Source organism: Holtiella tumoricola (genome assembly GCF_027857615.1).
GTDB lineage: Bacteria > Bacillota > Clostridia > Lachnospirales > Cellulosilyticaceae > Holtiella > Holtiella tumoricola.
Map to the genome: position 1 here is coordinate 91,459 of NZ_JAQIFT010000068.1, position 12,563 is coordinate 104,021.

The 12,563-nt window shown below is 36.5% G+C and carries 11 protein-coding genes and 1 other annotated feature; all 11 genes read right to left on the minus strand.

Features of this window, described 5'->3' with window-relative positions; translation table 11 throughout:
• Positions 1–53: 53 nt before the first annotated feature.
• The 11 genes from alaS to PBV87_RS19760 all read right to left on the minus strand — a co-directional run bounded on the left by alaS (position 54) and on the right by PBV87_RS19760 (position 12,562).
• A complete protein-coding gene (gene alaS, locus PBV87_RS19710; RefSeq protein ID WP_271013457.1) occupies positions 54–2,699 on the minus strand; it encodes an alanine--tRNA ligase in 2,646 nt (881 codons plus the stop codon).
• Between the two features lie 27 nt (positions 2,700–2,726).
• Positions 2,727–3,308, minus strand: a complete 582-nt coding sequence (locus PBV87_RS19715) for a M15 family metallopeptidase (RefSeq protein ID WP_271013458.1) — start codon at positions 3,306–3,308, stop codon at positions 2,727–2,729.
• A 49-nt stretch (positions 3,309–3,357) separates the two neighbouring features.
• Positions 3,358–3,568 (minus strand) — a binding site (T-box leader).
• Between the two features lie 98 nt (positions 3,569–3,666).
• Positions 3,667–4,920 (minus strand): DUF1015 domain-containing protein, encoded by a 1,254-nt coding sequence (locus tag PBV87_RS19720; protein ID WP_053985356.1) that lies wholly within the window; start codon positions 4,918–4,920, stop codon positions 3,667–3,669.
• A gap of 172 nt (positions 4,921–5,092) precedes the next feature.
• Positions 5,093–6,847, minus strand: coding sequence for an NADH-dependent [FeFe] hydrogenase, group A6 (locus PBV87_RS19725; protein WP_271013459.1), 1,755 nt, complete (start codon positions 6,845–6,847; stop codon positions 5,093–5,095).
• A gap of 13 nt (positions 6,848–6,860) precedes the next feature.
• The gene (gene nuoF / locus PBV87_RS19730; RefSeq protein ID WP_053985358.1) at positions 6,861–8,648 is read right to left on the minus strand and encodes an NADH-quinone oxidoreductase subunit NuoF; all 1,788 of its coding nucleotides are present in this window, start codon (positions 8,646–8,648) and stop codon (positions 6,861–6,863) included.
• 18 nt (positions 8,649–8,666) lie between these two features.
• Complete coding sequence (locus PBV87_RS19735; RefSeq protein WP_271013460.1) at positions 8,667–9,065, minus strand: (2Fe-2S) ferredoxin domain-containing protein; 399 nt, start codon at positions 9,063–9,065, stop codon at positions 8,667–8,669.
• A gap of 29 nt (positions 9,066–9,094) precedes the next feature.
• Positions 9,095–9,589 (minus strand): NADH-quinone oxidoreductase subunit NuoE family protein, encoded by a 495-nt coding sequence (locus tag PBV87_RS19740; protein ID WP_053985360.1) that lies wholly within the window; start codon positions 9,587–9,589, stop codon positions 9,095–9,097.
• A gap of 182 nt (positions 9,590–9,771) precedes the next feature.
• Positions 9,772–10,476, minus strand: a complete 705-nt coding sequence (locus tag PBV87_RS19745; protein WP_271013461.1) for a PHP domain-containing protein — start codon at positions 10,474–10,476, stop codon at positions 9,772–9,774.
• A complete protein-coding gene (locus PBV87_RS19750; protein WP_053985362.1) occupies positions 10,473–10,817 on the minus strand; it encodes a DRTGG domain-containing protein in 345 nt (114 codons plus the stop codon). Before PBV87_RS19750 ends, PBV87_RS19745 begins: the two co-directional genes overlap by 4 nt.
• A gap of 10 nt (positions 10,818–10,827) precedes the next feature.
• The gene (locus PBV87_RS19755) at positions 10,828–12,129 is read right to left on the minus strand and encodes a [Fe-Fe] hydrogenase large subunit C-terminal domain-containing protein (RefSeq protein ID WP_271013462.1); all 1,302 of its coding nucleotides are present in this window, start codon (positions 12,127–12,129) and stop codon (positions 10,828–10,830) included.
• A gap of 19 nt (positions 12,130–12,148) precedes the next feature.
• Positions 12,149–12,562, minus strand: a complete 414-nt coding sequence (locus tag PBV87_RS19760; protein WP_053985364.1) for an ATP-binding protein — start codon at positions 12,560–12,562, stop codon at positions 12,149–12,151.
• Between the last annotated feature and the right edge of the window lies 1 nt (position 12,563).

Sequence of the window (12,563 nt, forward strand, 5' to 3'; positions counted from 1 at the left end):
ACCATAAATTATAATTGACTTCTAGGATTACGTCAATAGGTTGTCGATAACTTTTACTTATTTAATTGTTGATTTATGATTTCTTTTGCTGTTTCAAGTGCTTCTTTTACCTTTGTTACATCTTTTCCACCAGCTTGAGCCATATTAGGGCGGCCACCACCGCCACCGCCTACAACTGCTACTGAAGTTTTGATAATATTTCCACAATGGATACCAGCATTTACCGCTCCATTTGTAGCCATACCTACTAAGCTAACCTTTTCATCCATACAACTTGCAAGAACAACAACACCTTCACCTAATTTATCTTTAAAAGTGTCACCCATATTACGTAAGCCATTCATATCCATAGCAGGAAGTTCAGCTACTAATACTTTAAACCCTGCCACTTCCCCTATTTCATCTAAAATGTTTTCAGCTTCTGCTTTAGCCATTTCAGCTTTAATACGTTCGTTTTCTCTTTGAATTTCTTTACTTTCAGCTAAGATATGTTCTACTTTTTTAGCAACAGCATCTTTTTTAGTTTTTGTAAGTTTTGCAACTTCATTCAATTCTTTTTCAATTGCTTGATAATAATGAATTGCACCGCGTCCTGTAACAGCCTCAATACGTCTAACACCTGACGCTACACCTGTTTCAGAAACAATTTTAAAAGTACCAATTTGAGCTGTATTTACAAGGTGAGTACCACCACAAAGTTCGATTGAGTAACGTCCCATATCTACAACACGTACAACTTCGCCGTATTTTTCACCAAAGAGTGCCATTGCACCAAGCTTCCTTGCTTCATCAATAGAAGTTTCCATTGTTGTAATATCAAGTGCTTCTAAAACTTTTTCGTTAACAATTGCTTCTACACGTTCAATTTGCTCAGCTGTTAAGGCTTCAAAGTGTGTGTAGTCGAATCTTAAGCGTTCATTTGTTACATTAGAACCAGCCTGCTCTACGTGTCCACCAACTACTTCACGAAGTGCTTTTTGAAGAAGGTGTGTTGCACTATGGTTACGTGCTGAGTCAAGACGTAGGGTACTATTTACTTTAAATGTTGCAGTTTCACCTTGCTTTACAGTACCTGCTACAACTTTACCATGGTGAGCAAATTTACCACCTACTACTTTTGTTGTATTCGTTACTTCTACTGTACCATTTGCTGTTGTAATTGTACCACTATCACCCATTTGTCCGCCACTTTCAGCGTAGAATGGTGTTACTTTAGATATAATATTTACAGCCATACCTTCTGTAGCTTCGCTAACGATTGCCTCATCTGTTGTTAAAGCATCGATTGTACTTTCAACTTCAAGCTCTTTGTAACCTACAAATTCTGTTGTAAGTGTGTTTGGAAGTTCATCGTATACATTTTTGTCACGGCCTGAATAATTTGTCTCACCACGTGCTTCACGTGCACGTTTTCTTTGCGCTTCCATTTCTGCTTTGAAACCTTCTTCATCAATACCTAAGCCTTTTTCTTCTAATATTTCACTTGTTAAGTCAATAGGGAAACCATAAGTATCATAAAGTTTAAAGCTTGCTTCGCCACCAAGTACTTTTTCACCTTTTGCTTCAAGTTCTTCAATGTAACCATTTAAGATGCTAAGGCCTTGTTCAATTGTTTTATTAAAGTTTTCTTCTTCTACTGTAAGAAGTTTTACAATGTAATCAAACTTATCTTCGAGCTCAGTATATTCATGTTTTGAATTATCGACTACTGTTTTCACAAGTTCTTTTAAGAATAACCCTTCTATGCCTAAAAGTTTACCATGTCTTACAGCACGACGAATCAATCTTCTCATAACATAGCCACGGCCTTCGTTTGATGGAAGTACCCCATCAGATGCCATAAATGTTGCTGAACGGATATGATCTGTGATAACACGGATAGACATATCAGTTTTATCACTTTCACCGTATTTTACATTTGCAAGTGCACAAACATGATTACGGATTGCTTTAAATGTATCTACATCGAATACAGAACTTACACCTTGCATCATTGCTGCAAGTCTTTCAAGTCCCATACCTGTATCAATATTTGGATTTGGAAGTGGTAAGTAAGTACCATCTTCTTGTCTATCAAATTGAGTAAATACTAAATTCCAGAACTCCATATAACGATCACAGTCACAACCTACGCTACAAGTTGGAGAATCACAACCATATTCTGGTCCTCTATCAAAATAGATTTCTGAACATGGACCACATGGACCTGTTACCCCTACTTCCCAGAAGTTATCTTCTTTACCCATAAATACGATATGATCTTCTGGTACGCCCATTTTATCATGCCATATTTTTGCTGTTGGTTGATCTTCTTCGTATACAGATACAAAAAGACGATCTTCTGGAAGTTCAAGTACTTTTGTTACAAACTCCCATGCCCAGCTAATGGCTTCTTCTTTGAAATAGTCACCAAATGAGAAGTTCCCAAGCATTTCGAAACATGTTAAGTGACGTGCTGTTTTACCAATGTTTTCGATATCACCAGTACGAATACATTTTTGACATGTTGTCATACGTTTGCTTGGTGGTACTTCTTGACCTGTAAAGTAAGGTTTAAGTGGTGCCATACCTGCATTGATTAAAAGTAAACTGTTATCATTTTGTGGTACAACTGGAAAGCTTTTTTTACGTAAATGTCCTTTTGACTCGAAGAAGCTTAAGTACATTTCTCTTAATTCATTTAAACTAAATTGTTTCATGAGTATTCCTCCTTATATTGTTCATCTTTAATGTGAATAAAAGGCTTCATAGTATTCATCTAGACAAAGATTAAGTTTCTCCATTTTCTTAGCATGCCCAATGCCCACATACCTATAATGCCAAGGTTTATATAACATCCCTGTAACTTCTTCTTTTTCTTTTGGATACCTCAATATAAAGCCATATTCCTTAGCATATTTGTCAAGCCATAAAAACTGATTTGTTGCTTCAAACTTTAACGGATCATTAGGCATTTCTTGCTTATATAAAGTAAAATCCATAGAAAGTCCTAACTGATGTTCACTACAACCAGGTGGCGCAATATGCGTTTTAGCTTTTTCATAAGCATTGATACTCTTTTCCCCAAGCCTTATAAGACGTTGAACTTCATTTTGATAAAGTTTCTTCTGATAAGCAAAACACTGATAACCTCTAGCCCCTAATACTGGTGAGAGTCCACTATCTTGCATATCACGACTTAATCTATAAAACGCTTCATACGCCTCTTTCATAAGCCAAATATGCATAATTGGCTCACATACTAAAGGTGTAGGAATATAAAGAGCATCTAATGGTTTTTGTTCACTCACTATACTAAGTTTATGCATCGAATCACCTCGGCCCATTTTTTGGACAAATAAAAAAACCTCGTTCCCAAATAGGGACGAGGTTGCTCGCGGTACCACCCTAGTTATACCTAAAAATAGGTATCACTCACAACTTCTAACGCAGTCACCCGTACATCCCTACTCAGGTTCAAGATGTATGCTCAAAGGCTGCTTCAACAAACAGGTATTAGGAAACTCTCAGCAATGTTTCCCTCTCTGAAAACCCTTATCTATTTACTACTCCTTATCATCGCATGTTACTTATTCTATTTATATACCTAGTATAGCTTTTAATATGCTTATTATGATAATGATTATATGAAATTCGGATAAATTTGTCAATGGATAAGCCTATTTGTCAAAAACAATGTACAAAAAGCCCACTCCTAAGCTTAGGTTCAAACCAGGTAGACTTGGGTGGCATAAGTTCATTTGCATCTGCAACAGCTAATAATTCCTCTATGGACGTAGGATATAAGGTAAATGCAATATCCCATTCTTCCTCTGTCAACGTATTTAATACATCTAAACCTTTAATGCCTCCAACAAACGCTATCCGCTTATCTATTCTTGGATCTTGTATATGAAAAATAGGTTCTAAAACAAGCTTTTGCAAAAGTGAAGTGTCTAATGCACCTACAACATCCTTTTTATAATGTGCTAGAACCTCATCTCTTATACTTAAAGCATACCAACACTTTTTATAACCCATCCCAAATACATGTGGTGTTTCTGGTTTAAAATAGGCTTCATCTATTTTAGTGATCTTAAAATTCACCTCTAACCTTTTTATAAGCTCTTCCTTATTCAAGCCACTCTCATCTTTTAAAATGCGATTATAATCTAAAATACTAAGTTCAGACTTTGGAAATACAACACCTAAGAAATAGGCGTATTCCTCTTGTGCTTGATTACCATTACGTCCACTTTGTTCCTCTTCTTTTCTGCGTGATATGGCATAGGTAGAAGCAGCTTGTAAACGATGGTGTCCATCTGCTACATAAAGTGCTTCTAGATTTGCAAATAGCCCCTTTAGTACCTCTATATCTTTCTTATCTGAAATATTATAAGCTACTTGTCTAATTCCATATTCATCTTCGAATTTATAAAGCACTTGATGCGTTTTACAATACGCCTTTATCCAACCTTGAAGTGCTTCTTCTTCCTTACAAGTAAGAAAAATAGGTCCTGTATGTGCCATACAACTTGCCACATGCCTTATTCTGTCTGCTTCTTTATCTGCTCGAGTCTTCTCATGCTTTTTTATTTTCCCCTCAACATATTCTTGGCACGAAAAACATCCTACAATACCATATTGCTTTCCCCACTGAGATTCTAATCCATAGATGTACAAACTTTCACATTCCTCTTGAATCAAGATATGCTTATCCATTAGCTCCTGCAAAGCACAGTCTGCTGCATCTGCAATATCTTCCTTATTCCTCTCTTCACACCATGCCTCTGGTTTATCTACTTTCAAAAAAGAGTATGGATGCTTTTTCAGTCTCTCCTTAACCTCTTCATTCGTTACGACATCATAAGGTAAATCTGCTACTTCACTTACAAGTTTTTCATCTGGCCTCCACGCCCTAAAGGGCTTAATTGTAATCATAAAATTGATCCCCTTTCTAAGTGAACTTCCTCTTTCATAAAACACATTCGCATATCGCCAATGTCACCATTCATTCTATCTGATTATATACCTATTCCTTAATATCAAAATATATATCTTACCGCTTCTAAAAATAAAAGGGAGCTATATAATAGCCCCCTAGTCATTGGTATTAAATTCTATCTTTCTTTGCATAGTGTGTATGCAATAACTCATGTGCTTTATGACTCATTGGATGTCCAAAATAATCTTCATACATTTGAAGTACTGCTTGATTTTCATGTGATTTACGTACTGGTTTACCTGCATCTTCTGCAAAGAGTGCATCACGGCGTTTTTGAACGACTTCGATATTGCCACCATGATAGGGTTGACCACCACCGCCTACGCAACCACCTGGGCATGCCATAACTTCGATTGCATGGAAGTTATTTGGATTTCCTGCCTTAAGTTCTTCCATTAACTTTCTGGCATTGCCAAGTCCATGTGCAATACCAATATTAAGTTCAAGATCCCCTACTTTAACTGTTGCCTTTCTCACTCCATCAAAACCTCTTAATGATTCAAATTCCACCTTTTCAAGGTTTTCTCCTGTAATTTTTTCATAAGCAGTACGTACTGCTGCTTCAATTACACCACCTGTTGTTCCAAAGATAACAGCTGCACCAGTAGATTCTCCTAATGGATTATCAAAATCTTCTTCTGGTAAACTATTAAAATCAATGTTTGCCTGTTTAATAAGTGCAGCAAGCTCACGTGTTGAAAGTGCAATATCTACATCCTTTTCAAATTCTGGCCTGTCTGCTTCATACTTTTTAGCAAGACATGGCATAATAGATACAACCGTCATTTTTTCACGTGGAACTTCAATTTTTTCTGCAAAATAAGATTTTGCAATAGCACCAAATATTTGTTGTGGTGATTTTGCTGTTGAAGGATAATCTAGCATATCACCAAATTGTGTTTCATAGAAGTTTACCCATGCTGGACAACAACTTGTAAGAAGTGGTAACTTCACAGATTCGTCTCCACTCATTACTTTTGTAATACGGTCAATAAGTTCTGAACCTTCTTCCATAATGGTGACATCAGCAGCAAAGTCTGTATCAAATACATAATTAAAACCTAATCTTCTAAGTGCTGCAGCCATTTTACCTGTCACCAAAGTACCCGGTTCCATACCAAACGCTTCACCAAGTGCTGCACGTACTGCTGGTGCTACTTGAACAATCACTGTTTTATTTGGATTTGCAAGCTGTGCTAAAACTTCATTAATTTGCTCATTTTCTACTAATGCACCTGTTGGACAAACAGCTACACATTGACCACATTGTGTACAAACGGTTTCTTCAAGTGGTGCACCAAATGCAGTTCCTACGAATGAAGGAAATCCACGATGTACACCAGAAAGTGCTCCTACAGTTTGAACTTTAGAGCACATCGTTTCACATCTACGGCACATGATACATTTATCCATATCACGGATAATGGATACACCTGCTTGCTTTGGATAAGTAGATTGTGCATAATTGACATCAAATCTAGCTTCTCTTATTCCAAACTTAACAGCCATATCTTGAAGCCCACAATGCCCTGCTTTTTCACAACTTAAGCAATCTTTTGGATGATCTGAAAGTAAAAGTTCAAGTACCATACGACGTGATTGCATAACACGTGGTGTACTTGTTCTTACAACCATTCCATTTGTAACAGGTGTGGCACAAGCTGGTGCTAAATTTTTTCGTCCTTCTACTTCCACTACACATACACGACAAGAAGCTGTTTTATTTTCCATATCTGTACCATGAAGGTTTAGGTAGCAAAGTGTAGGAATATCTATCCCTACTTGTTTGGCTGCATCTAAGATTGTTGCGCCTTGGTTTACAACGATTTCTTTTCCATCTATCGTAATTTTAAGTTCTGACATCTTCAATATCCCCCTACTCTTTTACAATAGCGCCAAAACGACATTTAGTCATACATGCACCACATTTAATACACTTAGCATGATCAATTTCATGTTTTTGTTTTGGACTACCTGAAATAGCGCTTACTGGACAAATTCTAGAACATGCAGTACATCCAATACATTTATCTGTAATGTTGTATTCGAGTAAGGCACTGCATTTACCTGCTGGACATTTATGGTCACGAACATGAGCAAGATACTCATCTTCAAACGCTTCTAATGTAGATAATACTGGATTAGGTGCTGTTTGACCTAATCCACAAAGTGCTGTATCTTTAATTGCTGCACTAAGTTCTTTTAAGGTATCTAAATCTTCCATAGTACCTTTGCCCTCTACAATCTTTGTAAGGATTTCGCAAAGACGCTTTGTTCCCACACGGCAAGGTGTGCATTTACCACAAGATTCTTCTTCGGTAAATTCAAGATAGAATTTTGCTACAGCAGGCATACAGTCTGTTTCATCCATAACAATCATACCACCTGAACCCATCATAGAACCTTTTGCAATTAAGTTATCAAAATCAATAGGTGTATCAAGATCTTTTTCTGTTAAGCATCCACCAGATGGACCACCAGTTTGAACGGCTTTAAATTTCTTACCATCTTTAATACCGCCACCAATATCATAGATTACCTCTCTTAATGTAATCCCCATTGGTACTTCTATAAGACCAACATTATTGATTTTACCTGCAAGAGCAAATACTTTTGTTCCTTTTGATTTTTCTGTACCAATCTTACTGAACCAATCTGCACCTTTTAAGAAGATAACTGGAACGTTCGCAAAGGTTTCAACGTTATTTACGTTTGTTGGTTTATTCCAATAACCACTTTCAGCTGGAAATGGAGGTTTTGTTGTAGGTTCACCACGCATACCTTCCATTGAGTGAATAAGTGCTGTCTCTTCACCACATACAAAAGCACCCGCTCCAAACTTAATTTCAATATCAAAACTAAACGCTGTTCCTAAGATATTTTCACCTAATAATCCATAATTACGTGCCTGATCAATAGCAATCTCAAGACGTTTAACAGCTAAAGGATACTCTGCACGAATATATACAAGCCCTTTATTTGCACCAATTGCATAACCACAAATAGCCATCGCTTCTACAATTGAGTTTGGATCCCCTTCAAGAATTGAACGATCCATAAAGGCACCTGGATCCCCTTCATCTGCATTACATACAACGTATTTTTGATCACTTTGATTTTTGTAAGCAAACTCCCACTTTAGACCTGTAGGGAAACCACCACCCCCACGTCCACGAAGTCCTGCTTTTTTCACTTCATCAATCACTTCTTGTTGTGTCATTGTAAGCACTGTACCAAGTGCTGCATAACCATCTCTCGCTATGTATTCATCAATATTTTCTGGATCAATAAATCCACAGTTACGAAGTGCTACACGCATTTGTTTTTTATAGAATTCCATATGTTTTGAGTCTGATACACAATCTGTTGTCGCTGGATCTACATAAAGTAGTCTTTCAACTTTTCGCCCTTTAACTACATGCTCTGCAACAATTTCTTTTGCATCTTCTGGTTTTACTTGAACATAAAACGTATTGTCTGGAAGAATTTTTACGATTGGCCCTTTCTCACAGAAACCGAAACATCCTGTTGTAAGAACTTGAACAGTATCGCTCATCCCAGCTTCCTTGATATGTAACTTAAGATTTTCTACGATTTCATGAGATCTAGATGAAATACACCCTGTACCTCCACAAACTAAAATATGCATTGTATATTGAGACATTTTAGCACCTTCTTTCCATTACTCATCAAGGGATTTATGGATAGTTGGTATAATGCCATCTACCATTTCGCCACCAAGAATATGTTTTTCTAATATTTCCTTAGCTTTTGCTTTGTCAACGTTTCCATACACAACAGGTTCTTTACCTGGTAATGTGACTTCAATAGTAGGTTCTGCATAACAGTATCCCATACAGCCACTTTGTGTAATGACAACATTATCTACTTTTTCATCTCTTACAAGCTCTGCAAAGTAATTCATCACTTCTCTTGCCCCAGAAGCTATCCCACAGGTTGCCATTGCTACACGAACTACTACCATATTATCTACATTTTCACCTTTTACACGAAGATCTACTTTATTTTTCACATTATCTCTTAATGTTTTAAGTTGATCGAGTGACATGATTTTCGTCATAGCTTTTACCCTCCTTATTTATCAGAAATCTATTCTTGGTACTCTGCAATAATTTCTTTAACTTGCTCAGCTGTATTAATACGTCCGTATACTTTATCCCCAATCATTACAACAGGAGCAAGTCCACACGCTCCAACACATCTTAATGCATCTAATGAAAACTTACCATCAGATGTTGTTTGACCTACTTCAATGCCTAACTCATTTTTGAAAGCATCTAAAACCCTATCTGCTCCCCTTACATAACAAGCTGTTCCTAAACATACTGAAATAGGATATTTCCCTTTAGGTTCCATTGTAAAAAATGAATAGAAACTTACAACACCATAAACTTGAGCAGTTGGTATATTAAGTTTTTGACCTACGTATTCTTGTACTTCTTTTGGTAAATATCCAAAAATAGCTTGCGCTCTATGAAGCACTGAAATTAATGCACCTCGTTTTTCTGGTAGTGCATCGATAAAAGCTCCTAATTCTGCATACATTTCTGTTGCAAGTGGATTGTTACATTTCTCACATGACATCGTTCTTCCTCCTTACGCTTTTGTTACATTTAGCAATAGATGTTTTATTATTTCAAGGTTTCGTTAAAAAGTTCACAAGTAGTCTGAAATTTTTTAATTATATTTATGAAAATACCACAATTTTGTAGTATTGTCAACTTATTATGATTTTTATCAACTATTTATTTAATTTTATACAATTTTTATACAAGTTCTAACCATTCAAACACACTTTTTTTATCTATTTTTTCCACTTCTAAAAAACTTTCTCCTTCACACAATTGTTCTAAGTAATGCGCATCCGAACTCTTCACACACCTCATACCTGGATATATTCCTTTGTAAAGTTCATCTTTAGCATTCTTTGAAACTTCAAAAGCGTCAAAATATAAATCATCTGGAATAGCACCCAAATTTGATAAGATACTATAAGCATTACGATCTATGTGTGCAGGATAAATACATCCACTCAATCCTTTGACTAATGGCACCAGCTCATAGACGGATAGCTGTGTTGCTGTTAAAAGCATACGTTCTATCTCACCTATGACTTCATCTTCTGTATTCATAATCCACTGATTTCCAAAAATAGAAGCTCTATTTCTGATTTTAGGCATGCAGGCTTGTATTTGTTTTTCAGCCTCATAAGCATTTTCAAGATTTGGAAATAGAGCAATGAGATGAAATTCCTCCATACACTCTATTTCCATTCCGGGTATTACTAAAATATCTTTTTCTTTTCCTAACGCCATAATAGGTGCACAGTTACAGCAAGTATTGTGATCTGTAATAGCAATAATCTTTTTCTCCAAAAGCTCACAAAGATTAATAATATTATTAGGAGTCATCAGCTCATCTCCACAAGGCGATGCTACTGTATGAATATGAAAGTCATAACTGACAATCATCCAACCCCTCCTAACACACCATCTTGACCTAACCTATAAGCTAATTGAAAGCTTGTAAGCGGTGTATTTAGTACTGGGATACCATTTTCTTTTGCTTTTTCTAACATTTCTTCCGTTGGCATGCTCTTTTCTGTTAGAATAATGGCCGATAGACCAATAAGACTTGCTACAGCTACTGTATTAATATGTCCTTGTATGGTTAGCCAAATCATTTCTTCCTTGGCATGAGCCATCACAAAGCTAAGTAGGTCACCTACATAACCTCCTTTGATGTTTTGCTCTATACCTTCATCACATAATACATTTAAATTGTACTGATTTGCCAGCTCTTTGACCGTCATCAAATCCCCCCTAGTCTTTTGTTGTTGGCAATATTTTTTGTGTGAGCTCAAACATGGCTTCAGATAACTCTTTAATACGCTTTCTCAACATAAAGATGCAATCCTCCACATGTGCATGCCCCTTGACTACGTCCTCAGCAAAACATCTACAAGTAGGTGCACCACATGAACCACAGTCTATTTGCGGCAACTTACTATATAGCTGTTCTATTTCTTCCATCATTTCCAAAGCTGTTCCAATATCTTCATCTAGCGAAAAAACAGGTTTAGGTACAATAGATACATTATATTTATATGGAAGAGCTTCTAATAAATGGTTGGCTTTAGTAACCTGTTCTCTCTTTGCTTCTTGTTCTTCATGTTCTATTAATTTTTTGAGTGTATGACGGCTCACAAAAGGATTTTCTATAGTAAGTGCACCACCTAAGCACCCACCTGTACAAGCTAATGCTTCTATATAATGAATTTTTGATAATGTACCATCCTCTACTTTTTCCAAAATATCAATAACACGTTCAATACCATCTACTGCAATATGGTTATCGATACCTATATTACTAATACCTCCATTCCTAGTTGCCCAACTCATCCCCCCCGGGGTTGGTTTACGCTTAATAGGGTGTGGGTGATTTTTAATTTCATGAATTACTTTTAGGTAAATCTCTTGCATTGAAAATGCCCCATCTACATAAGACTTTTCAAGTCCCTTTGGCTTATGGATATCCGTAGCTTTAGCTGGACATGGTGATATAAAGAAAACACCTACCTCTTCTTGTTTAATACCATGGCTCATATAGGCTGACTTAACATATCTAGCTGCAAGTTCCATAGGAGACATAATAGGCAAAATATGATCTATAAGAGCTGGAAAACGTCGCTGGATTAAGCGTACGATGACAGGGCAAGCCGATGAAATAACAGGAAATACCTTAACTTCTTTCATATACTGATTTGTGTACTCTGCAATATATTCTGCAGCTTCACTGACTTCGAAAACATCAGTAAATCCTATGGCATACAAGCTTCCAAGAATCTCCTCTACACTTTCACCTTTTGCAAATTGTGCATAAAAACTAGGTGCAGGCAATGCAACACGATAAGAATAACTATAGATCATATTAAAATTATCCATTACAGCACGCTTAGCACCATTTCTACAAACTGCAATACAGTTTCCACAGTCAATGCATCTCTCAGTAATAATCTTTGCTTTAGAATCTCTTACTCGAATAGCTTCTGTCGGACATCTTTTAATACAATCCGTACATCCTATACACTTCTCGCTCTCTAGTGTTACAGAATGGCTGTACATAATAGGCTTCACCTACTTCCTATTTTAAAAATACGGTTAGCTGTACTTTTGTTCCTTCTCCTACAATCGATGTAATTTTAAGTTCATCACTATACTTTTTCATATTGGGTAGCCCCATACCTGCTCCAAACCCTAACTCTCGAATTTCATGTGTCGCAGTTGAGTACCCTTCCTGCATTGCTAAATCTATATCTGGAATACCTGGTCCCTTATCTTCTAATATAACTTCTATTTTTTCCGGTAAAACATCTACCTGTATAGTACCACCATGAGCATGAATAACCATGTTCATTTCTGCTTCATACATAGCAACCGCAATTTTTCTAATTTTTGTACTATCTATGCCTAACTTTTTAAGAATATTCTTGACTTTCCCTGAAGCTTCACCTGCTAGCAAAAAATCATCTCCGTCAACTTTATAGAATAGATTCATG

Bases quoted from the DNA above. Each gene is read 5' to 3' on its own strand.
- alaS (WP_271013457.1), bottom strand. From the start codon at position 2,699: ATGAAACAATTTAGTTTAAATGAATTAAGAGAAATGTACTTAAGCTTC.
- PBV87_RS19715 (WP_271013458.1), bottom strand. From the start codon at position 3,308: ATGCATAAACTTAGTATAGTGAGTGAACAAAAACCATTAGATGCTCTT.
- PBV87_RS19720 (WP_053985356.1), bottom strand. From the start codon at position 4,920: ATGATTACAATTAAGCCCTTTAGGGCGTGGAGGCCAGATGAAAAACTT.
- PBV87_RS19725 (WP_271013459.1), bottom strand. From the start codon at position 6,847: ATGTCAGAACTTAAAATTACGATAGATGGAAAAGAAATCGTTGTAAAC.
- nuoF (WP_053985358.1), bottom strand. From the start codon at position 8,648: ATGTCTCAATATACAATGCATATTTTAGTTTGTGGAGGTACAGGGTGT.
- PBV87_RS19735 (WP_271013460.1), bottom strand. From the start codon at position 9,065: ATGACGAAAATCATGTCACTCGATCAACTTAAAACATTAAGAGATAAT.
- PBV87_RS19740 (WP_053985360.1), bottom strand. From the start codon at position 9,589: ATGTCATGTGAGAAATGTAACAATCCACTTGCAACAGAAATGTATGCA.
- PBV87_RS19745 (WP_271013461.1), bottom strand. From the start codon at position 10,476: ATGATTGTCAGTTATGACTTTCATATTCATACAGTAGCATCGCCTTGT.
- PBV87_RS19750 (WP_053985362.1), bottom strand. From the start codon at position 10,817: ATGACGGTCAAAGAGCTGGCAAATCAGTACAATTTAAATGTATTATGT.
- PBV87_RS19755 (WP_271013462.1), bottom strand. From the start codon at position 12,129: ATGTACAGCCATTCTGTAACACTAGAGAGCGAGAAGTGTATAGGATGT.
- PBV87_RS19760 (WP_053985364.1), bottom strand. From the start codon at position 12,562: ATGAATCTATTCTATAAAGTTGACGGAGATGATTTTTTGCTAGCAGGT.